The sequence below is a fragment of the Arsukibacterium sp. genome, from assembly GCF_033721375.1.
Classification (GTDB): Bacteria; Pseudomonadota; Gammaproteobacteria; order Enterobacterales; family Alteromonadaceae; genus Alishewanella.
Genome location: NZ_JAWWAP010000008.1, coordinates 96,013 through 118,611, shown reverse-complemented (window position 1 = coordinate 118,611; position 22,599 = coordinate 96,013). Strand labels below are relative to the sequence as shown.

The 22,599-nt window shown below is 50.2% G+C and carries 20 protein-coding genes; 16 read left to right on the top strand and 4 right to left on the bottom strand.

The window, feature by feature from the left end; genetic code table 11:
- The first annotated feature begins 70 nt into the window (after positions 1-70).
- Positions 71-421 (top strand): MmcQ/YjbR family DNA-binding protein, encoded by a 351-nt coding sequence (locus R3187_RS13680; protein WP_318967617.1) that lies wholly within the window; start codon positions 71-73, stop codon positions 419-421.
- Between the two features lie 13 nt (positions 422-434).
- Positions 435-1,622 (top strand): beta-ketothiolase BktB, encoded by a 1,188-nt coding sequence (gene bktB, locus R3187_RS13675; protein WP_318967616.1) that lies wholly within the window; start codon positions 435-437, stop codon positions 1,620-1,622.
- A 28-nt stretch (positions 1,623-1,650) separates the two neighbouring features.
- Here bktB and R3187_RS13670 read toward each other — a convergent pair whose 3' ends face one another.
- Together R3187_RS13670 and R3187_RS13665 are read right to left on the bottom strand one after the other, a co-directional pair.
- Positions 1,651-2,295: a DsbA family oxidoreductase gene (locus tag R3187_RS13670; RefSeq protein WP_318967615.1), complete on the bottom strand. Its 645-nt coding sequence runs from the start codon at positions 2,293-2,295 to the stop codon at positions 1,651-1,653.
- Positions 2,296-2,393: 98 nt separating this feature from the next.
- Entirely contained in the window at positions 2,394-3,263 is an 870-nt protein-coding gene (locus R3187_RS13665) for a LysR family transcriptional regulator (protein ID WP_318967614.1), read from the bottom strand.
- A 308-nt stretch (positions 3,264-3,571) separates the two neighbouring features.
- Between R3187_RS13665 and R3187_RS13660 the strand changes: the two genes are divergently transcribed.
- The 5 genes from R3187_RS13660 to R3187_RS13640 all read left to right on the top strand — a co-directional run bounded on the left by R3187_RS13660 (position 3,572) and on the right by R3187_RS13640 (position 9,891).
- Positions 3,572-4,684, top strand: a complete 1,113-nt coding sequence (locus R3187_RS13660; protein WP_318967760.1) for an S-(hydroxymethyl)glutathione dehydrogenase/class III alcohol dehydrogenase — start codon at positions 3,572-3,574, stop codon at positions 4,682-4,684.
- Between the two features lie 140 nt (positions 4,685-4,824).
- Entirely contained in the window at positions 4,825-5,676 is an 852-nt protein-coding gene (gene fghA / locus R3187_RS13655) for an S-formylglutathione hydrolase (RefSeq protein WP_318967613.1), read from the top strand.
- Positions 5,677-5,891: 215 nt separating this feature from the next.
- Positions 5,892-6,305, top strand: coding sequence for an HIT family protein (locus R3187_RS13650; RefSeq protein ID WP_318967612.1), 414 nt, complete (start codon positions 5,892-5,894; stop codon positions 6,303-6,305).
- A gap of 62 nt (positions 6,306-6,367) precedes the next feature.
- Positions 6,368-7,792 carry a diguanylate cyclase gene (locus tag R3187_RS13645; RefSeq protein WP_318967611.1) on the top strand — a complete coding sequence of 475 codons (1,425 nt, stop codon included), beginning with the start codon at positions 6,368-6,370 and terminating at the stop codon, positions 7,790-7,792.
- An 86-nt stretch (positions 7,793-7,878) separates the two neighbouring features.
- Positions 7,879-9,891 (top strand): bifunctional metallophosphatase/5'-nucleotidase, encoded by a 2,013-nt coding sequence (locus tag R3187_RS13640; RefSeq protein WP_318967610.1) that lies wholly within the window; start codon positions 7,879-7,881, stop codon positions 9,889-9,891.
- Here the strand turns inward: R3187_RS13640 and chrA are convergent.
- Both chrA and R3187_RS13630 read right to left on the bottom strand, forming a co-directional pair.
- The gene (gene chrA / locus R3187_RS13635; protein ID WP_318967609.1) at positions 9,888-11,228 is read right to left on the bottom strand and encodes a chromate efflux transporter; all 1,341 of its coding nucleotides are present in this window, start codon (positions 11,226-11,228) and stop codon (positions 9,888-9,890) included. The genes R3187_RS13640 and chrA overlap by 4 nt on opposite strands.
- An 11-nt stretch (positions 11,229-11,239) precedes the next feature.
- The gene (locus tag R3187_RS13630) at positions 11,240-11,704 is read right to left on the bottom strand and encodes an Lrp/AsnC family transcriptional regulator (RefSeq protein WP_318967608.1); all 465 of its coding nucleotides are present in this window, start codon (positions 11,702-11,704) and stop codon (positions 11,240-11,242) included.
- 155 nt (positions 11,705-11,859) lie between these two features.
- On the opposite strand from R3187_RS13630, the gene R3187_RS13625 reads away from it, so the two are divergent.
- From R3187_RS13625 to R3187_RS13585, 9 genes are all read left to right on the top strand, one after another.
- The gene (locus tag R3187_RS13625; RefSeq protein ID WP_318967607.1) at positions 11,860-13,083 is read left to right on the top strand and encodes an aspartate aminotransferase family protein; all 1,224 of its coding nucleotides are present in this window, start codon (positions 11,860-11,862) and stop codon (positions 13,081-13,083) included.
- A gap of 3 nt (positions 13,084-13,086) precedes the next feature.
- Positions 13,087-14,127, top strand: coding sequence for an arginine N-succinyltransferase (astA, locus tag R3187_RS13620; protein ID WP_318967606.1), 1,041 nt, complete (start codon positions 13,087-13,089; stop codon positions 14,125-14,127).
- Positions 14,128-14,218: 91 nt separating this feature from the next.
- Positions 14,219-15,022 (top strand): DUF1338 domain-containing protein, encoded by an 804-nt coding sequence (locus R3187_RS13615; protein ID WP_318967605.1) that lies wholly within the window; start codon positions 14,219-14,221, stop codon positions 15,020-15,022.
- Between the two features lie 53 nt (positions 15,023-15,075).
- Complete coding sequence (locus tag R3187_RS13610) at positions 15,076-15,582, top strand: hypothetical protein (RefSeq protein WP_318967604.1); 507 nt, start codon at positions 15,076-15,078, stop codon at positions 15,580-15,582.
- 62 nt (positions 15,583-15,644) lie between these two features.
- Complete coding sequence (locus R3187_RS13605; RefSeq protein WP_318967603.1) at positions 15,645-15,887, top strand: type II toxin-antitoxin system Phd/YefM family antitoxin; 243 nt, start codon at positions 15,645-15,647, stop codon at positions 15,885-15,887.
- A 150-nt stretch (positions 15,888-16,037) separates the two neighbouring features.
- Positions 16,038-17,273, top strand: coding sequence for a serine hydrolase (locus R3187_RS13600; protein WP_318967602.1), 1,236 nt, complete (start codon positions 16,038-16,040; stop codon positions 17,271-17,273).
- Between the two features lie 110 nt (positions 17,274-17,383).
- Positions 17,384-18,145 carry a substrate-binding periplasmic protein gene (locus tag R3187_RS13595; protein WP_318967601.1) on the top strand — a complete coding sequence of 254 codons (762 nt, stop codon included), beginning with the start codon at positions 17,384-17,386 and terminating at the stop codon, positions 18,143-18,145.
- Positions 18,146-18,257: 112 nt separating this feature from the next.
- Entirely contained in the window at positions 18,258-19,730 is a 1,473-nt protein-coding gene (locus tag R3187_RS13590; RefSeq protein ID WP_318967600.1) for a VCBS repeat-containing protein, read from the top strand.
- Between the two features lie 89 nt (positions 19,731-19,819).
- Positions 19,820-22,579, top strand: coding sequence for a reprolysin-like metallopeptidase (locus R3187_RS13585; protein ID WP_318967599.1), 2,760 nt, complete (start codon positions 19,820-19,822; stop codon positions 22,577-22,579).
- Positions 22,580-22,599: the final 20 nt, after the last annotated feature.

The following is a 22,599-nucleotide window of genomic DNA, read 5'->3' as shown; positions in this document are numbered from 1 at the left end:
CCCGTCCAGGGCTTCAACGGTCAGCTTAGAGCAATCCGACTCCTGCCTTTCAATTAAAGGAGTGCGTCTCATGTTCAACTTTCAACAATGCCGTGATCATTGCCTTATGCAACTGCAAAGCGTTGAGGACTTCCCATTCGGCCCTGATGTCTATGTCTATAAAGTAGGCAAAATTTTTGCCATTTTAAGTGAGCAGGATGGAATAGCGCGGGTAAATTTGAAGTGTGACCCGGCTGAAGCCGTTATGCTGCGTGATATTTTCCCGGCAATTACCCCTGGTTATCATATGAACAAGCAGCACTGGAATACCGTGCTGCTTGATGGCAGCGTGCCTGAAAATGAAATTAAACGACAGATAGACAACTCTTACCAATTGATTGTAAAAAGCCTGCCAAAAGCGAAACGGCCGCTACTAATCTAACCGGGGTATCAGCATGAATTTATCAGAAGTAGTGATCTTAGACGGTGCCCGCACAGCTATTGGTAGCGTTGCTGGTAGCCTGGCCAGTTTAAGCCCGGCAGAGCTTGGTACTGCAGCGGCCAGCGCCGCAATTCACCGCTCTGCGGTGGCCGCTACCGATATCGACCATGCCGTGTTTGGCCATATTATTACCACCGGACCTGCAGATGCGTATCTGGCGCGACATATTGCGCTAAATAGCGGTATGTCAGCAGCATCGGCGGCGTTTAATGTCAATCGGTTGTGTGGCTCCGGGGTGCAGGCGGTAATATCGGCGGCACAAATGATCCAGTTGGGGCAAAGCAAAATAGCGCTCGCTGGCGGTGCCGAAAGCATGAGCAACGGTGCTTATTTATTGCCGAATGTTCGTCGTGGTTTGCGAATGGGCCACGCCAGCGCAACAGACCTGACCCTGGGTATTTTAACCGATCCGTTTGGCAGTGGGCATATGGGAATGACTGCCGAAACAGTTGCTGCGCAATACGGCTTTAGCCGTAGTGATTTAGATGCCTTTGCGCTGCAAAGCCAGCAGCGTGCTGCACTGGCACAGCAGCATGGTTATTTTGACAGCCAGATTGTGCCGCTAACGGTAGTGCAGGGCCGCACTGAGCGGACATTTGACCGTGATGAGCATATCCGCGCTGACACCACCCCAGAGAGCTTAGCCAAACTTAAACCCGCATTTAAAGCAGACGGTATTGTTACCGCTGGTAATGCTTCAGGTTTAAATGATGGTGCGGCTGCGATGGTACTGACCAGTATGGCCGAAGCCAATAAGCGCGGGTTAACGCCCAAGGCCCGTTTGCTGGGTTATGCTTTTGCCGGCGTAGAGCCCGGGGTAATGGGGCTGGGACCAATCCCAGCGGTGCAGCAGGTGCTGGCGCAAACCGGTTTAACAGTAGCTGATTTGGATGTTATTGAGTCAAATGAAGCTTTTGCTGCTCAGGCGCTGGCGGTAAGCCGGGCGCTAGGTTTTGACAGTTCCAAAGTAAACCCGAATGGCGGCGCTATTGCGCTGGGCCATCCGGTCGGCGCCACCGGTTCGATACTGATCATTAAATTGTTAGCCGAGCTGAAGCGGATCCAGGGTCGTTATGGTCTGCTGACCATGTGTATTGGCGGCGGCCAGGGCGTAGCGCTGTTAGTTGAATCGTTGCAGTAGTATGTTCAGCGCAAGCGCTTTAACACTTTTACTGGCTTTCGCTGGCGATCTGCTGCAGCGCCTGCGCCAGTTGGGCTGGCTCCTGGGCACCGGAAATCAGGTATTTATTATTAATAATAAAAGCCGGTACCGATGAAATACCGGCTTGCTGGAAGTTAGCAATATCTTCGCTGACATCATTGGCATAGTCATCGCTTGTCAGAATACGGCTGGCTTCTGTTTTATCCAGACCAGCCTGCTCAGCGCACCCGGCTAACACGGCCGGATCAGACACATCTTTTGCTTCGCCAAAATAGGCATCAAACAGGGCCAGTTTCATCTCTGTCGCTTTATTTTGGGTTGCCGCCCACTTCACCAGCCGGTGGGCATCAAAGGTATTACAGGTAAAACGTTGCTGCATCTTAGTAAAGTTAAGGCCAAGCTCAGCGGCAATATTCATCATATTGGCCTGCGCCTCACGCATTTCTTGCTCTGAACGGCCATATTTGCGGCTTAGCGCCGGCAAAATAGGCTCCTTGGGGGCATTTTTATCCGGGTTCAGTTCAAAAGCGTGCCACTCAAGCTCAGTATTCAGCTCAGGCAATGAACTGAGCGCCTGCTGCAACCGGGCATAGCCAATGGCACACCAGGGACAGGCAATATCAGAAACTAAGTCAATTTTCAGGGTTGTCATCGGAAGCTTACCTCACAGGTTCTGAATAAAATGGAGTATGCCGAAAACGCTAACATGCCAGGCCAACACCAACAAGCATAGATGCTGCAGCATAGGTGTTAACCCAGTTTAGCAGCAAGAAAGTCGACCAGTACCCGCACTTTGGCGGATAAATGGCGGTTTTGCGGGTATATAGCCCAAATGCCATCATCTGGTTGGCGTAACTCGTTCAGCACCGCCAGCAAGTCACCACTTCGCAGTTTTTCACTAACGTAATAATCAGGTAACTGGACCAGTCCCAACCCTTTTTCAGCCGCGTCCAGCAGGGCCACACCACTGTTACAGACAATTCTGCCCTGGGGTTTAAACTGGATGACTTTACCATGCTCGACAAACCGCCACTGCGCAACTGTGCCGGTTAAGCAGTGATGGCGGGGCAGATCGTTAATCGTGACCGGTGTGCCGTGTTTTGCCAGATAAGCGGGCGAGGCCACCACATACTGGGTACGGCTGGCCAGCTTGCGGGCTATCAGGCTGGAGCTTTCCAGCGTTCCCAGGCGGATAGCTAAGTCAAAGCCACCCTGAACTAAGTCGAGCTTGTTATTAGACAGCTGTAAATCCAGTTCTGTTTCCGGGTATTGCTGCAGAAATTCATGTAACAGCGGTGCCAGGCGGGTTTCCCCATAAAATACCGGGGCAGTAAGTTTGATTAAACCGCGAGGGGTGGCCTTTAAATTGGCCAGGGTACGGTTGGCTTCTTCCAGGCTACTGACCAGATGGCGGCAATGCTGTAAATACAGAGTACCTTCTTCGGTTAAGCTGACGCTGCGGGTACTGCGATACAGCAATTTAATTGCAAGGCTTGCTTCCAGTTCAGCAATATTACGGCTAACCTGTGCCACCGAAATATCCAGCTGCTTCGCGGCTTTGGTAAAACTCTGCTGTTCGGCTACTGCAACAAACTCACTAATCCCGGTCCAATGTTTCAAATAAACCTGCCTTTTCTAAATGTGCTTCGGCGAAGAAAGGCTGCTTATTACGCCAGATTAAAGCAGCGGTTGGAACCCCGTTTTGGTTGCCACAGAGTGTCTGAGCGAGCGTGCCAGCGCGAGTGAGTTGCTGTGGCAAGCCAGGGCGGGCGTTGCAACGCAAGCTGCGTACTGACCAACTATTACAAATATGAAAAACTGATTTGCATTGTAGCTCATTGGTGCTGATATGGAAAAAATCAAAAACGCGTTATAGTTGTCATTATTAATATAAAAATCGCCAAGTAGTTAAAGGATACCTTATGAATATGATCAAAACCCGTGCTGCCGTCGCCTGGGGCCCAGGCCAGCCATTGTCGATTGAAGAAGTGGATTTGATGCCACCCCAAAAAGGCGAAGTGCTGGTAAAAATTATCGCGACCGGCGTCTGCCATACCGATGCTTTTACGTTGTCAGGCGAAGACCCTGAAGGTATTTTTCCGGCTATTTTAGGCCACGAAGGCGGTGGTATTGTTGAAGCGGTGGGCGAGGGCGTTACCTCAGTGGTGGTCGGCGATCATGTTATTCCGCTGTATACCCCGGAATGCGGCAAATGTAAGTTCTGCTTATCAGGTAAAACCAATTTGTGCCAGGCAATACGGGCCACCCAGGGTAAGGGCCTGATGCCGGATGGTACTACCCGTTTCACCAAAGACGGTAAGCCAATTTATCACTATATGGGCACCTCAACCTTTTCTGAGTACACGGTACTACCGGAAATCTCGCTGGCGAAAATTAATAAAGAAGCGCCGTTAGAAAAAGTCTGTCTGCTCGGCTGTGGTGTGACTACCGGCATGGGCGCGGTAATGAATACGGCCAAAGTACAGGCTGGCGATACGGTAGCGGTGTTCGGGCTCGGTGGTATTGGTTTATCCGCGATTATTGGCGCGGTTATGGCTAAGGCCGGCCGGATTATTGCGATTGATATTAATGAAGATAAATTTGATATTGCCAAAAAACTCGGCGCCACTGACGTGGTTAACCCGAAGAAGTTCGATAAGCCTATTCAGGAGGTTATCGTTGAGATGACTGACGGCGGTGTCGATTTCTCGTTTGAATGTATTGGTAATGTTAACGTGATGCGCTCTGCGCTCGAGTGCTGTCATAAAGGCTGGGGCGAGTCGGTTATTATTGGTGTGGCGGGGGCCGGGCAGGAAATTTCAACCCGGCCATTTCAGTTGGTAACAGGCAGGGTATGGCGCGGTACGGCCTTTGGCGGGGTAAAAGGTCGCAGCGAATTGCCGGATTATGTTGAGCGTTATTTAAATGGCGAATTTGAGCTGGATACTTTTATTACCCATACTATGCCATTGGAGCGGATTAACGAGGCCTTTGATTTAATGCACGAAGGTAAGTCGATCCGGACTGTAATTCACTTTTAAGTTGATCTTAGGTAGGACGTATTACAACGCCCGCCCTGGCTTGCCACAGCAACTCGTTCGCGCTTGCGCGCTCGCTCAGACACTCTGTGGCAACCAGAACGGGGTTCTAATCCATCCTATTCAATTAAGGTGGTATCTTCATGCCTCAAATAGATTTAGTTAAGCAAAGTGAACAACTTTGCTTTGGCGGTAAACAAATCCGGTTTACTCATCAGTCAGCGGTAACCCACTGCGAAATGCAGTTTTCGGTATTTCTGCCGCCCCAGGCACAATCCGGCAAAGTACCGGCGCTGTACTGGCTGTCGGGGCTGACTTGCAACGATGAAAATTTTTCAGCTAAAGCAGGCGCCCAGCGGGCAGCAGCAGAGCTGGGTATAGCCCTGATTATTCCCGATACCAGCCCGCGGGGCGAGGGTGTACCGGATGACGATGAAGGCGCTTACGATTTTGGCTTAGGCGCCGGTTTTTACGTTAATGCCACCCGCGAACCTTTTAGCAAGCACTACCAGATGTATGACTATATCGTCAGTGAGCTGCCGGCGCTGGTTGAAGCCGAACTGCCACTGTCAGCTGTACGCGCTATCAGTGGTCATTCGATGGGGGGCCATGGGGCGCTGGTTATTGGCTTGCGAAACCCTGAGCGCTACCGCTCAATATCAGCATTCTCGCCAATTTGTAATCCTGTCAATAGCCCCTGGGGTATCAAAGCTTTTAGTGGCTATTTAGGCGATGATAAAAGCCAGTGGGTACATTACGACGCCTCTGTGCTGTTAGCGAAGACCCAGAAAGCCATACCTATTCTGGTTGATCAGGGTACGCTGGATAATTTTTATCCGCAGCAATTGCAGACAGACAGCTTAAAAAAAGCAGCGGAACAAAGCGGCGCAAATGTGCAAATCCGGCTGCAAGAGGGTTATGATCACAGCTATTACTTTATCGCCAGTTTTATTGAGCAGCATATTCAGTTTCACGCAAAATATATAGTTAGTTAAAACGCTTTGCTGCAACACCCGCCTTGGCTCGCCACAGCAACTCGTTCGCGCTTGAGCGCTCGCTCAGACACTCTGTGGCGACCAAAACGGGGTTCCAGCCCGCGTTTTATTTGTATTCATATACCGTAATCTGGTCTTTTTGCGTTCGTTACTGGCATAATTAACCGAATATTGCTGAATCGCCAGCCGGTTCAGCCCGCAACAAGGAGCATTGCATGAGCTACGATACCAATAATATTTTTGCCAAAATTCTGCGTGGTGAAATACCCAGTATTAAATTGTTTGAAGACGACTACACTCTGGCCTTTATGGACATTATGCCGCAGGCTGATGGCCATGCCCTGGTGATCCCCAAATATGACGCGACGACGTTGCTGGATATCCCGGCAGACAAGCTTACCCATACCATGACCACGGTACAGAAAGTGATGGCAGCGCAAAAATCTGAGCTGGGCGTCGAGGGCGTGGTGCTGATGCAATTAAACGGTGAAGGTGCCGGTCAATCGGTGCCACATTTACATTTCCACCTAATCCCGGCTCACCTGACCGAACTAAAGCGCCATGGCGCCGAAAAAGGTGATATGAAAAAAATCGAGGCAATTGCAGAAAAAATTCGCGCCGCGCTGTAAAGCGCAGTAAGCTTTGGTAAAACTATAACAATAATTTGCTTATGCCTTACCAAGCCAATAATGTGCCCGCCTTTTGGCAGGGGCTCTCCGGTTCAGTGCTGCTGCGTCACAGTTTGTTGTGTATTCTGTGGCTCATGGTATGGATGCTCGGGCTACTGGTAGAGTACACCGAACACGCCAGTGTCTGGTTTCCTGCTGCCGGCTTAACTTTTGCTGCACTGTATATTATCGGCCTGCGGATTATTCCTGTGCTGGTAGTGGCGTGCGTCTGTATTACCTTCTGGGCTGTCCATTATTATCAGTTGCAACTTAACAACTGGCAGACATTGCAGGGCGGGCTGCTGTTCGGCCTGGGCCATATTTTACCCTATTATCTGGGCAGCCAGTTGTTGCGTAAACTGGCTAACGCTTCACAATGTACTCTGCCATTGTTTGTTATCGGTTTTATTTTACTGGCGGCCGGCAGTGCCCTTGTTACCACCTTCAGTGTTATCGTCGCGTTAGTGGTTGCCGGTATGATGCCTGTTAGCGCGATCAGTGCAACCTGGTTACCGTTCTGGGTGGGTGATATGGCCGGGGTAATCGTGTTAGCCCCGTTATTTGCTGCTGTGATAAGTACCCTTTACCCGTCAACTGGTATATCACTCAGCCAGTTTGTCGGGCCGGCTCAGCGCATTGCCAGCCGTTTCTATGTTTATAAATTAGTGTTGAACCTGGTGTTGCTGTGCCTGGCCATGTTGCTGGCCAACTACGCTGATACGCCCGAAAGCGCCTTCGCTATATTTTTTCTGGTGATCCCACATATGTGGATTGCCTGCACGGAATCCGCTTTTTATACCACCTTAAGTGTTGCCCTCAGCAGCTTTGCCATTGCTTTATTGGTGAATTTATTGGCACTGATGGATTATGTGATGGTGTATCAGTTTGCGATTAACGTAATAGCGGCTAATGCCTTATTCGGGCTGGCAGTGCCTGCGCTGATGGCCTCGAATAGTCAGCTTCGGTTAGTGGCCTCGACTGACAGCCTTACCCGGGTCGCCTCGCGCGACTACCTGCAGCAGCGCGCTGAACTGGAAATCAGTCGCAGTTTGCAGCAGAGCGAGCCACTGTGTCTGATGGTGTTTGATATCGATCATTTTAAGCAAATTAACGACAATTATGGCCACAGTACCGGTGATCAGGTGCTGCTGCAGGCTTGTCAGCAGGCCCAGCAAATACTCAGACCAGCCGATGTTATTGGCCGTTATGGCGGTGATGAATTTGTGGTCATTCTACCCAATACCCGCAAAGAGGCCGTGGTAGCCATCGGCAATCGGATCATTGAACGTTTTCAACAGATTGAATTGGCAGAGCAGTTAACAGTATCTGCCAGTTTTGGCGTTGCCTCGCTGCAGCAGGGTGACAGTTTCCGCAGTTTATTTGAACGGGCTGATGAAGCCCTGTACCGCGCGAAACAGCAAGGCCGCAGTCAGGTGGCCTGGCATTAAAGGCAGCTGTCTTTTTTTGCTTGAGCTTGCGGGTATTTGTGCTTAAGGTAAGCGCCATTATCAGTTTTTGCAAAACGGACCTGTTTATGTTGTTTTCCCAACGTGTTGCGGTGCTGGTGTTGGCATTGTCAGTTGCCGGTGTAACTGCGGGATGCGTCAGCCAGAATGCCGCTAAAACCAGCGCCAGTCAGAATAGTGGCTTACGCCTTACCCTGGTTCATATCAACGACACCCATTCTCAGTTTGATCCGACCCCGGCCAGCGTTCAAGGCCCCGACGGCAAACCGCTATACACTTTTATTGGCGGCCATCCACGGCTGCTGAGTAAAGCACAGCAGTTACAGGCCGCGGCAACAGCCAGTGGCGTTGCGTCATTATTTTTGCACGGTGGCGATGCTTTTAAAGGCAGTGCTTATTTCGAGTTGTTTGAACAGAAAATCAATATCGATATTTTAAACCGGATGGGCCTGGATGCGATGGCGCTAGGCAACCACGAATTTGATATCGGCCTGGCCAAGCTTGCTGATTTTGCAGCCAATATTAATTTTCCGCTGCTGGCCGCCAATGTCGACACCCGGCCCGAGCCGGCGTTAGCAGCTGTCAGTAACTTAAAAAGCTATCAGCTATTTGTGGTTGATGGTGCCAAACTTGTTCCGGTTGGTAGCATTGGCGAAGCCGGCGGGAAAACCGTGCTGGCGGTATTTGGTTTGGCATTGGAAGATATGCGCAGCATGGTGCCGGGCACCGGCGAGCTGGTATTTGCTGCTGAAGTGGCTTCAGCTCAGGCAACAGTGGATGATCTGCAGACGCAGGGCATTAACCATATTATTGCCTTAACCCACCTGGGGCATCAGCGCGATTTAACCCTGGCGCAGCAGGTTAATGGTATTGATGTGATTGTCGGCGGCCATTCCCATAGTCTGCTGGGTGATTTCAGGCACTGGTATCTGGGGCAACAGCCGCCTTATGCTGAGCTTATTGCTAATCCGGACGGCGCTGGCCAGACATGCATTGTTCAGGCCGGCCAGTTTGCCCAGGCAGTGGGCGCGGCCACTCTGCAATTTGATAATGCTGGCCGGTTGCGCCAGTGCGACGGTGAAAATACCTTACTGGCCAGCCGGGATTACTTTCAGCTGGCGCTGCGCACGGAAGATAGCAGAATCGCTGAAGATGCGCAGGCTAAAACTGAAAGTTATATTAGCCAGCTAAAACATACGGCGATTACTGCAGAGCATCCGGAAATTCGTCAGGTATTAAATGATGTCTACCTGCCGGCAGTAAAAAAGGCGTATGGAGAGCAAATCAGTGTTACTGAGCACACTATACCGCATGTCCGGTTGCCGGGTACTGGTGGTAGCGATCAGCATGGTTCGGTGCTGGCCGGTCATATTACCGATGCGATGCATTACTGGCTGAACCAGCCGGCGGTGCGGGCTAAAACCGGCCGTCAGGTTGATTTCACCTTAATAGGTGCCGGTAATATCCGCGCAGATCTGGCAGCAGGCGCCATTTATGAAGGCCATATCCGCCTGGAAGTTTTACCCTTTGATACCCCGCTGAGTATTCTGACGCTAACCGGCGCTGAGCTTGCTGAATTACTGCAGCAGGTGATCAGTGCCACCTTGCCAGAGGGGGCTCATGCCGGAAAGTTTCCGTATAGCAGCCATCTGCGCTATATCGCCCGCGAGAACGCCAACGACAAGGCAGTGCTTGAGCAGTTGCAATGGCGTAATGGCGAGCGCTGGCAGGATATTGAGCCCGAAGCCAACTACAGCCTGGCCACCACCAGTTACCTGGCCAATGGCAACGATGGCTGGCAACGGCTGCAACAGGTACAGCAAAAAAGCACAGATCGGATTGACGTCATTATTGAGCAGCAGCAACTGGCCATTTACCCGGTTAACCGGGTAGAAGCTATTACCGATAGCAGTGGCCAGCAGGCGTTTGTGTCGCATTACCAACAAGCTGATGGCCTGCCGTGTAAGGTGGCAGGCAACGACTGCAAAGTGGCGGCGGCGGCAATGATTGACTATCTGAAAGGAGTGCCAACACTGTGGCAGCAAAAGCGTCAGCCAACGGTTACCTTGCTCCGCGATTAAAGCAGGCTAAGCAGCATGCCGGCGATGGCCGCGGCTGCCAGCACCCGCAGAATACTTTGCTTAAATTTAAATAATGCCAGGCCGGCGAGCAGACCTAATACTGAGGCGGTCATATCAAACCGGGCACTGAAGCCCTCCGGCCACAGCACGTGATAGCCAAAAAACAGCGCCAGATTAACAATAACACCAACTACAGCGGCGGTAATCGCCATCAGCGGCCCGGTAAACGCGGCTTGCTGCCGGCTGGCTTCGACCAGCGGCGCGCCGGCAATAATAAATAAAAACGATGGCAGAAAAGTAAAAAAGGTGACGATAGCTGCGGCGATAAATCCGGCCTGCACCAGGCTGTCGGGGCCAAATAATTGCTGACTCCAGCCCGCGACAAAGCCGACAAAGGTGACAACCATAATCAGTGGCCCCGGCGTACTTTCACCCAGCGCCAGGCCATCTATCATTTGCAGTGCAGTAAGCCACTGGTATTGCTCTACTGCAGCCTGATACACATAGGGCAATACCGCATAGGCACCACCAAAGGTCAGCAGCGCAGCCTTAGTAAAGAACCAGGCCAGTTGGGTTTGGGTGCTGTGCCAGCCATAAACCGCGGTAAGCAGGCCAATTGCCACCAGCCAGAAAACAACGCCGGTCGCTACTGCAATGATCAGTTTGCGCCAGCTAAAGCGCTGTGCTGCAGGCGATGCACTGTCGTCATTAATAACAGCGGCAGTTTGTGTTGCATTGGCTGCATGCGCTGTTGTCAGGTGTTGAGTCGATGGCGCGTTAAGCTGGGCTGGAAACCACTTCAGCAAAATCCACCCTGTAAGCGCAGCAGTTAAAATAATCAGCGGAAAGGGCAAATCAAAGCCGGCAATGGCCACTAAGGCCAACAGTGCCAGCAGCATCAGAGCGGGGCTGTGCAGGGTTTTCTTGGCCAGCCGCCAGGCTGCAAACAGTACAATGGCAGTAACAGCCGGTTTAATGCCATACAGCACCCCTTGCAGCAGCGCTACATCGCCATGCGCCAGATACAACCAGGCCAGTAACGACAAAATAAAGAATGAGGGTAGAATAAACAGACCCCCTGCGATAAAAGCGCCGTGTTTACCATGCAGCAGCCAGCCGATATAAGTCGCCAGTTGCTGTGCTTCCGGCCCGGGTAGCAACATGGTGTAATTCAGTGCGTGCAAAAACCGTTGCTCAGAGAGCCAGCGGCGCTTTTCCACCAGCTCCTGATGCATCATGGTCAGCTGACCGGCCGGGCCACCAAAGCTGATAAAACCCAGCTTCAGCCAGTATAAAAAGGCCTCGCGCAGGCTGACCTGAGTTTGCAACGTTGACATGAAGTGGCTCCTTAGCGCTTGAACTTGGTTTCCAGAATAACCGACGACGTGGTGCGCTCAACCCCCTCCAGGTTACCGATATCGTCCAGAATATGACTGAGCTGCTCGGTATTTTGCGCCTGTACTATGGCAATTAAGTCGTATTCGCCACTGATAGCATACAGTGCCGCCACCTGGGGTATTTGTTTTAGCTCTATATTGGTGCGGGCGGTTAGTTTCTGGCGCACTTTAATACTGACATGCGCTGCAACCAGCGTGGCCAGATAGGCATCACCATACTCGACAGTGTAGCCTTTAATCACCCCGCTTAATTCCAGTTTCTGCAAACGGGTTTGCACCGTCGAGCGCGATACGCTGAGCTGCCGGGCCAGATCAGAAATGCTGGCCCGGGCATTGTGTTGTAATACCGCCAATAACTTTTCATCTTCTTTACTAATGCTGCTTCTGCTACCACTTTTAAGGGGGTTTTCTGGCATTTTGCTAAATCCTTCCGTCAAAATGACGTGTTTACCTGTTAAATTGTTAATAATGATACTGCACATTGTCGAGGGCCGCCAATATAATAGTGGCATTGTTTCAGCCCCAACCAACGAATGACAATAACGGGGCCTTAGCTGACAGAGGTTAAAAAATGGTAGTAAGCAGAAGTTTGTTTGATGAAGTGATGGTGCCTAACTATGCGCCGGCGCAGATTATTCCGGTAAAAGGCCAGGGTTCTAAGTTATGGGATCAGGCCGGTAAAGAATATATCGATTTTGCTGGTGGTATTGCCGTTAACTGTCTGGGGCATTGTCATCCGGCCTTAGTCACTGCGTTAAAAGAGCAGGCCGACAAACTGTGGCATTTATCAAACGTTTTAACCAACGAGCCGGCATTGTTGCTGGCCAAAGCGCTGGTTGATAATACCTTTGCGGAAAAAGTCTATTTTGCCAACTCGGGCGCCGAAGCGAACGAAGCGGCATTAAAGCTGGCCCGTCGTTATGCTAAAGACAAATATGGCGAGCATAAAGATCAGATCATCTCTTTTAAGCAGGGTTTCCACGGCCGTACCTTCTTTACCGTCACCGTTGGCGGTCAGCCAGCCTATTCAGATGGTTTTGGCCCTAAGCCTGAGGGCATTACCCACGCGGAATTTAATAACCTGGACAGCTTAAAAGCATTAATCAATGCCAATACCTGTGCGGTAATGGTCGAGCCAATGCAGGGCGAGGGCGGTGTCGTACCTGCCACTAATGAGTTTATTAAAGGCGTGCGTGAGCTGTGCGATAAGCACAATGCGCTGCTGATTTTTGATGAAGTGCAAACCGGCGTCGGCCGCACCGGCGAACTGTATGCTTATATGGCTTATGGCGTAACACCTGATATTTTAACCACAGCTAAAGCGCTCGGTGGTGGCTTCCCGATTGGCGCCATGTTAACCACCACCGACATAGCCAAACACTTAGTGGTGGGCACGCATGGTTCTACCTACGGTGGTAACCCACTGGCCTGTGCCGTGGCTCTGGCAGCAGTAGATACCGTCAATACACCTGCAGTACTTAACGGCGTGCATAGCAAAGCTGCGCTGTTTAAACAGGAATTACAGCGGATTAACGATAAGTACCATATATTTAGTGAAGTGCGTGGTATGGGCTTATTAATTGGTGCGGTATTAACAGCCGATTATGCCGGTAAAGCCCGGGAAATAATGCTGGCCGGTGCTGAGCATGGGGTCATGACCCTGGTTGCCGGCATGAATGTAGTGCGTTTTGCACCGTCGTTAGTTATTCCGGATGCCGACATAATTGCCGGCATGGCCCGATTTGAGCAGGCGATTGCTCAGGTTGTGGCCGCAACACCGGCAAAGCAGGCGTAAATTATGCTGGTTATCAGGCCTATTACCTCCGCTGATTTTGCGGCATTAAAGCAAATTGCTATAGAATCCGGCCATGGCTTTACCTCATTGCCGGTGCACGATGGCCGCTTAAATCAGAAAATTAAACATGCCGAGCAGAGCTTTAACGCCGACGTTACTGAAGCTGGCGATCAGGGTTATTTGTTTGTGCTGGAAGATACCGATAGCGGCGAAATTGTTGGTACCACCGGCATCGAAGCAGCGGTAGGCCTGCAAACTCCGCTTTATCACTTTCAGCAAAACACGGTTATTCATCACAGTGCTGAGCTGAACGTGATGAACCAGCTGACAACCCTGACCCTGTGTAACGATTACACCGGCGCTTCAGAAATTTGTACCTTGTTTTTGCGGGAAAGCTACCGGCGCAACCATGCCGGGCGGTTTTTATCCAAGGTGCGGTTTTTATTTATGGCCGAGCACCCACACCGTTTTGCCAGCAAAGTTATCGCGGAAATGCGCGGTGCTGCTGATAAAGACGGCCAGCCGCCGTTCTGGAACTGGCTGCAAAAGCTGTTTTTAACCATTGATTTTCCAAAGGCCGACCAGCTGATTGGCGTTGGTAAAAAAGCCTTTATTGCCGAACTGATGCCGCGCCATCCTATTTATGTTGGCTTGCTGCCAGAAAGTGCTCAGGCGGTGATTGGTCAAGTGCATGAAAACACCAAACCGGCGCTGCGGATGCTGGAAAAAGAAGGCTTCAGCCATCGCGGTTATATTGATTTGTTTGACGCCGGTCCAACCGTCGAAGCACCACTGCATCAGATTAAATCCGTTGCTGCCAGCAGAAAAGTGCCGGTAAAAGTGGCTGCGAGCGCGGAGCAGGCGCAGGGTGAATACACCCTGGCGGTGGCCAATACCGCTGTACAGGATTTTAGGGCCAGCTTTGGTAAAACCGCCCGTTTTGATGAGCATAGCCAAACATTAGTTATCAGCCCGGCGCTGGCAGAAGTTCTGCAGCTCAGCGACGGCGAAATGGCGCGGTTTATTAATCTGGATCAGGCCTGAGTGGCCGGCGTTTTGATATACTGCGCGCCATAAAACAAACCTTTTAAATTAACGTTTTAAACATTGTGATTAGACCTAAACCGGAGTAGATATGCACACTGATGTAAATGCCCTGTTCGCCAACTTATGGCAAGACTATGTAGCGGTAACGCCGTCGGCCAAAAAAGTGCACCAGCTGCTGGGCTCGTCACAACAGGATGATGTAATAAACGACCATATCGCCCTGCGTACCTTTAATTTGGAAAAAGTAGGCCTGGACAAACTGGCAGCACATTTTCTGGCATTGGGTTACGAAGAATGTGGTGAGTATCACTTTGAAGCGAAAAAGCTGTACGCCAAACATTTTGAGCACCCGGATCGCAATCAGCCTAAAGTGTTTATCTCGGAATTACTGTTAGATAAATGCTCGGCTTTTTTACGTGACACTATTACCGGGCTGGTTGCGCAAATTCCGGCCGATGCGGTAACGGCAGATAACTTTTTATACAGTGGCACCCACTGGCAGGTAAGCCAGGCTACGTATGAAAAACTGCTGGAAGAAAGTGAATACGCCGCCTGGGTTGCCGCCTGGGGCTACCGTGCCAACCATTTTACCGTCAGCGTAAACGAGCTGGCCAGTTTCGACAGCTTACAGCAGGTAAATACCGAGCTGAAACAAGCCGGCTTTTTACTGAATACCTCCGGTGGCGAAATTAAAGGCACGCCTGAGGTGTATCTGGAGCAGTCATCCACCCTGGCTGACTTACATCAGGTGCAGTTCAGCGACACGGTAGCCACTATTCCAAGTTGTTTTTACGAATTTGCCCGCCGCTACCCGTTAAGCTGTGGCATGCTGTACAGCGGTTTTGTCGCGGCATCAGCTGATAAAATTTTTGAAAGTACTAATGCGCGCTAATTAGCACTGCTATTAACTTAGTTTATATGGCCAGCACTTCGCTGGCCTTTTTTATGTTTAATATCCGCCAATTGTTCTACGCTTATCAGACTTATTTTTTAAGGATGACTAAAAAAGTTATTGCCATGGATCATCAGCACAACCCTTTAGCACAGACAAAACAGCAACCTGCCAATAGCGTGCTGAGTAACTGGATTATTTTTCTGGCCCATTTGCTGTTTATCCTGGCGGCGTGGACGCTGTTTATAAAATATTTTTTCCCAATAGGCTATTCAATTGCCAATAATGAGCCGTTAACGCGTTATATTTACTGGGATTTATGGCCGATAGCCCATATCTGGCTGGGCTGGGCACTGTTAGCCCGTCCAAGATACGCTCGCGTGCTGGCCATTGGTATGGCCGTTATAGAAATTATCATTATCTGCACGCTGTTTGCTCGTTTTCTGGCCGAACCGGACTGGAGCATCTGGCGCACCAACTGGTTTATAAATAAAGCCTTTGTGCTTAGCTGCTTTGTGCTGATCCTCGGTACTGCTTTGTATCGACCAAATAAAATTTAACGGCGGAGTTGTTGGCTGTTCTCTGAAAGTACCGGCCATAAAGTAGCAATTTAGGAGGCGAGATGACTGGAATTACAGCAAATGAAGCGCGTCGTAATTTTTTCCGGCTGATTGATGAAACTGCCGGGTCGCACCAGCCCATCGTCATTATGGGCAAACGCAACAACGCCGTACTTATTTCTGAAGAAGATTGGTCGGCAGTACAGGAAACGCTTTATCTGCTATCTGCACCCGGTTTGCGGGCGTCTATTCGTGAAGGAATAAATACTCCTTTGGATGACTGTGCAAAGGATTTGGAATGGTGACATTAAAGCTGATTGGCGACCTTGCCGGTTTTCATGTTGAATCAACATTCAGCATCGTTTGGTTTATCAGGTGCTCGAACAGGAGCAAGTGGTAAAGGTTCTCCGGCTTTGGAGCCATTATGAACAACGCATAACAAGGAGTATCGCTAAATGTCTGTATCCCGACTTTTGAAAATTACCACTTTAGCTACTTTGCTGGTCTTTAGCTGGAATGAAATCTCTGCAGAAACAACAACCAACGCCGAATCAGCTTATCCTCATGCCAATGAAACCATCGGCACGGTGCGTCAGGTGTATGATGGCAAGCTGTATCCGGATCTTCAGGTAAACACCTTTCGCAATATCGGCCGCTTATTTCCTACCCGCACGGTGGCGCGGGGCGACAGAGTTAGCGCGTTACCGGTCAGCGACAAGCCGTTGCAAGAGTTTAGCTATACCGTTGCTGATCAGACTTATGATTTATACGATGTGCTGGCGATGAACCGGGTTAGCGGCATGCTGATTATTTACAACGGTGAAATTAAGTTTGAAAAATACCTGCTGGGTAATAACGAACAAACCCGCTGGATGTCGATGTCGGTGGTGAAATCAATAACCGCAATGCTGATTGGCGCCGCCATCCATGACGGCCATATTAAAAGCATCGACGATAACATTGTTGATTATTTACCCCGATTTCACGGTACAGCCTATGATGGCGTCACGGTGCGGCAGCTACTGCAAATGAGCTCGGGCGTGGCCTGGAATGAAACCTATACTAATCCGGCGTCGGACCGGCGGCGGATGCTCGAAGCACAAATTAGTGGCAAGCCCGGTGCGGTGCTGGATTTAATGGCCTCACTGCCCCGAGCGGCTGCGCCGGGCAGTGTCTGGAATTACAGTACCGGCGAAACCCAGGTCGCCGGGGCGCTGGTAAGGGCGGCGACCGGCAAGCCGGTGGCGGACTATTTATCTGAAAAAATCTGGGCGCCGCTTGGTATGGAAAGTGATGCCAGCTGGTGGCTGCAATCGCAACGCGGCCTGGAAGTCGGGGGCAGTGGCTTGTCGGCGACATTGCGCGATTATGGCCGTATTGGCTTATTTATGCTCAATGACGGCGTAATTACTGTCGATAACAAACCCCGGCGGGTATTGCCAGAGGGCTGGATGCAAGCGGCCAGTACTCGCCAGATAGTTGGTGGCAAGACGGTTAACTACGGATATATGTTGTGGCCAATGCATGGCAACAGTTATGCGGCCGAGGGTATTTTTGGCCAGTATGTATTTGTTGACCCCGACACTAAGCTGGTGGTGGTGCAGTGGGCCGCCCAACCTAAACCGCTGTACCGGGCAGGGCTTGATGAATATGTTTTTTTTCAAGCGCTTTCAGCTTATTTCGCGTTATAGTTAGTCAGGTAACAGGCTTAGATGTCTGGAGTACGGCTTAACAGAGACCAGAGTAAATGCTATTTAAGAAGTTACAGGTTTTGTCAGGTTTACTGCTCGTAATGCTGCCAGTGAGTAACAGATTAGCGGCTGAGCCGCTGTCACCCTGTCAGTTTACGGTGCGGGTGGAGTCAGAGCGCCAGCATGCTGCCGCCGGCTCGCATAATAACACTCAGGTGTCCCAGCAGTTTTATGCGATGCTGGACAGCCTGGCAGCAAAAGTGAACTGCAAGGTGCAGCCAGTGGCGCTGCCAGCGGGCCGGGCTATCAAAATGCTGGAGCAGGGTACGCTTGATGTGATGGTGGGCATGTCAGAAACGGCTGAGCGAACCAGTTACAGTTATTTTGTCGGGCCGCATCATACCGAGCGGATGGTGGTCATTGCCTCGCAAAGTGTCGCTGATTCTGTAACAAGTCTTGAGCAACTACTGGCGCTTGACGGCGCAATTTCTGTTGCTGAAGGGGCCTATTATGGGCCGACATGGCAACAGTTGCTGCAGGATAACCCGGCAATTCAGGCCAGGCTGTTTGCCGCCTCAGGTAATCAGCAAAAGCTGGCAATGCTGGTATCAGGCCGGGTAGTGGCATCGCTTGAGGATGAAGCTATTGTCGATGAACTGTTAAAACGGGATGATCTGAAAAGCCAGTACCGCAAACTTTTTGTTATTCATGAAAACCCGGTATATTTTGCCTTCAGCCGGCAGTCGGTTAATCAGGCGTTATTGTCACAGTTACAACAGCAATGGCAGTTAATGCTGACATCGGGCGAAGTGGAGCGGCTGCGTCAGTCACCGCTGCCAGCAACTGCCATCAGCACCGCGTTATCAGATTGATCCGGTCTGTTGTGCACGCTGTATTGCTCTTAATTACAATAGTGGCCTCGTTCGCCGGCCGCTTAGCAAAGTGTTACAGCACCTTTTAGGGTATGCAGGGATGGTTTTATCTATGTATCGGTTGTTAGTGTTAGCGTTATTCAGCAGTGCTGTGGTTGCCAAACAGCTTGATAAAGTGACCATAGAGCTTGGCCATCCGGCCAATGGCAATATGGTGCATCTGGAAGAGGCGAAATTGCTGGCGGTGTCCGGTTTCAGTCAGTTTGAACGCTGGTTAAGTCTGGTAAGTTTAACCGGCGATTTTAAAGTACAGCCGGTTTCAATTCCTGCCAATGCTCAGTATTTCAGTCAGGCCAGGCTGATCGCAACTGACCGAACGCAAAATAAGCCCGTTAGCCGGCAGGCCCTGGTTTTTTTAACCCTGGATGGGATTAGCGCCTATTACCCGCAAACTGGCCAGACTGAACCGTTAATCAGCAGTCCGTCGCTGTACCGGGTATTGGATAAAAACCGCTTGCGCAGCAGCGAGTTTGTGCTGGAACTTGGTAGTGAGCGCGCCGATTTTTTGATCCCGGATTTTAATCACAGTCATTTATTCCGGCAGCAGGCCGATGGCAGCTTTAAGCAATATTCACTGAACATTGATGCGCTGGTGACCAGTTGGCGCGACAGCCCGAGCTATGAGCCAAGGCGCTATTATATTGCTGATGTTGATTCAGACGGCCGGCGTGATCTGGTGTTTATTGCCGGCGGCAAATTTCAGGTTTTTTATCAGTTGGCTGACGGTGCCTTTAACACCGAACCGGTGACTCAGAACTGGCCGGTGGCATTGTCGACTGAACAGCAAGCTGACCAGCGCAACGATGCCGGGCGCAGCTATACCGGCCAGAATATCGACAGTGTACGGGATATCACTGATATTGACGGCGATGGCATTGCCGACATCGTGGTTAACCGTGAGCAACTGGCCGATGCGCTGGAACGTACCAACAGCTTCCGGGTGCATTTTGGCAAACAAACCGCCACCGGTTTGCAGTTTAATGCTGAGCCTGAGACTCAGATAACGACTGATACCTCACCGATAGCGGTAATGATCGATGATTTTAACGCCGATGGTCGCAAAGACTTTTATATTTCCAGCACTCATTTTGGGGTGGGTACTATAGTGCGGGTATTGCTCAGGGGCAGTGCTAATCTGGATATCGACTTTTATCTGTTAAATGGCCAGCGCCAGTACGACAGCAAAGCAGATTTTCAGCAGAATGCGGTTATTGATGTCAGTATCAGCAACCTGCGTTACGACATGCCGTTATTCGAGCTGGCTAATCTGGACGGTAGCGGCAAGAAAAGCCTGATAGTCGGCGAGGGCGGTGACGAGCTTAGGTTTTACAGCCCTGAACCCGACCGGTTATTCAGCCGCCGCTCTGAGCGGGTAAAACTACCGCTGCCACGTGATGCCCGTAAAGTACTGGTGGCTGATCTCACCGGCAATGGTAAAGACGATATCGTACTGCCGTTCGATGCCCAGGACGCCGAGCCGCAGCGTAATCAGCTGTTGCTGTTGTTAAACAATTCACAGCAATAATAAAATAAAGATGTTTGTTAATTTAAAATTTACATAGTGTTTTCCAGCTGGTATTGTCAGAACAATATTTTAATGCTAGAGAACTTTTCATGAAGCTGTTCAATACCTTATCCGTGTCGCTGGCACTTGCCGTTTGCATGGCTCCGCTACAATCCTCGTTAGCTGCAAAGGGTGAATTGCATGCTGAGACGTTACCCAGGGCTATACACAATATTCCGCTTTCAGCTATCAGTCAGTTTCAATTGGATGATTTACAGCACGTTGCGGCCCGGACAGGAGAAAATAGCGGCCTGTTAATGACTAGCAGCGATAAAAATTCCTTTAGTCTGACGTTACCGCATGCTGACAGAGCTTTGAACGTCCGGATCACTCAAAGTATCAGTCATGATAATGGTGATACTACCGTTACCGGCACAGTTTCATTAAATGGCAAACCGCATCAGGTGATATTAACTCAGGGTAAAGCGGGTGCTATTGGCGAAATAGTCGGTGCATCAGGCCATAGCCTTATTCTGCAACAACATGGCCAGGTCTATCTGGTTAATTTAAGCCAGGCCGGTCTGCTGGAGCCGTCATATGAAAATGATGTGGTGTTGCCAGCGGCATCCTCCGGATCATTCACCCCAGATAACCGGATAACAACTGTGCAGGCAGATGACGATGAGGTTATTATCGTCGACATTATGATGTTGTATGCCAGGGAAGTCGCCGAGCAGTACCCTGATGGCTTAGCCGATACCCTGATGAATCAGCTTGTTGCCAAGGCAAATCAGTCTTTTGTCGACAGTGACATCAATATGCAGTTAAGACTGGTCCATCGTCAGTTTGTCGATTATAACAAGCCCTCTAATTTTACTGCGCTTGACGATTTGCGCTTTGCTCTTAATCCCAACAGCATATTTACCGGCACTAACAGCCTGAGCAATGTCTCAACCCTCAGAGAGCAATATGGTGCTGACATTGTATCGATGATCAGAGTACATGATATTAATGAGCGCAGGGTATGTGGTGTGGCGTTATTTCCGCAAGCTGACTCAGATATTCTGATTAATATCAGTAATGTCGGTATTAGCGGTGGCTCCAATTGTGTTAACACCTTTACTCACGAAATAGGCCATAACTTTGGTGCAGGCCACCAGTTCAGTGAAGGTGTAAGTGTCGGTAAACTGCCATTTGCCGGTGCACTGCTGGTAGAGGGTAAATTTAATACCGTGATGAGTTCTATTGGTACCGGCGACATAAACCGCAACTATAAACTTAATCGTTTTTCTAATCCGCATCTAAATTGCGCCGGAGTTGCCTGTGGCGATACCGAACAGGCTGACAATGCGTCAACAATCAACTTTTACGCGTCGATTAATGCTGGTTTGAGGGCTGCTGTCTCAGAAGCCGACATTATTCTGCCGTTGCCAAGCGATCCTGATTCAGATGGTGATGGTGTGACCGATCTGGATGATGTATTTCCATTTGATGCCACGGAAGATAGCGATACTGACGGTGATGGTACTGGTGACAACGCCGATGCGTTTCCGAATGATCCAGAGGAGACTGCAGATTTTGATCTTGATGGTATTGGCAATAACGCCGACCCCGATGACGATAATGATGGTGTGCCTGATACCCTGGATGCACTGCCGTTTGATCCAACTGAATCCGTTGATTCTGATGGCGATGGAGTAGGGGATAACCGTGATCAATTGCCTTTAAATTTTCAGGATTTTAATGATGCTGATAACGACGGTACAGGCAATCACTTTGATTATGATAACGATAATGATGGGGTAGACGATTTTGACCGCCGCCCTGATGGCAAACAGCAGCTCATCGTAGTTAATGCTGGCAATAATAAGGTTCAGGCTATTAACTTGCCAGAAGGGGATCTGCTTGAAACGCTTTATCAGGCGCCCGCCGGGGGCTTTTCTTTTCGTTCTGATATCATTGATTTGGGGGCAGGGCAGATAGGCTTTATTCAGTTCAGCGACGTGTTAAGGCAAGACAGGCATACTAAAGCAGTTGATGTTTTACTATCAAGGTCTGTGCTATTAAGCAATTTCCCCGCTCATTTACTTAAAGTCGGCGATACGCAGGCTCAAAGTACCTTATATGTGTCGCATGGTCTTGAACCCTCATATGTTGAAAATTTTCAATTTTTCGACACTACAACGCTACTCAGCGGCAGGTTTGGTGATTCTGTTGCTGTTTATCGCGACATAATAGCACTAAATGCCAATGATAATCTGTTGGTGCGACGTGATAGCAATCAGTTGTTAAGTTATTCCCTGGAGGGGGGGGGCAGCGAATTAACCGTTTGGGGTGAGGGTGGAGGATTGGATAAGCCTGAGCATCTGGCACGTCTGGCAGATGGCAGTGTTCTGGTAACTAACGCCGGCAGCCGCAATGTAAGCCGTTTCAGCGGCTCAGGTCAGTACAGTGGTGAATTTATCAGCGCGGGTAGTGGCGGGCTTGGTATGCCGGGCTGCATCGCTGTCGATAATAACGGCGATGTCTATCTCTGTAGTTCTGATACTAATCAGATTATCAAATACAGTGGCAATAATGGCGCACCAATCGGGGTGGTCGCCTCTGCTGAAAGTGCCGGAATAAATAATCCGGTTTCTATAGCTATCGTAGGTGCAGCATTAGACCTGGCGCCATTTGATCCAACCAACGACACGGATGGTGATGGTGTTGCCAATGATGCTGATGCCTTTCCACTGGATGCGTCGCGTTCAGCACCAGTAATGCTGCCAACACCGCCACCCGTCCAGGCTGAAGGTAGTGGTGGAAGTCTGTTTTTCCTGCTGCCGCTTTTACTGATACTATACTGGCAACGACGTGTTCGGGGTTAAACAAGAACAGGCTTGATACA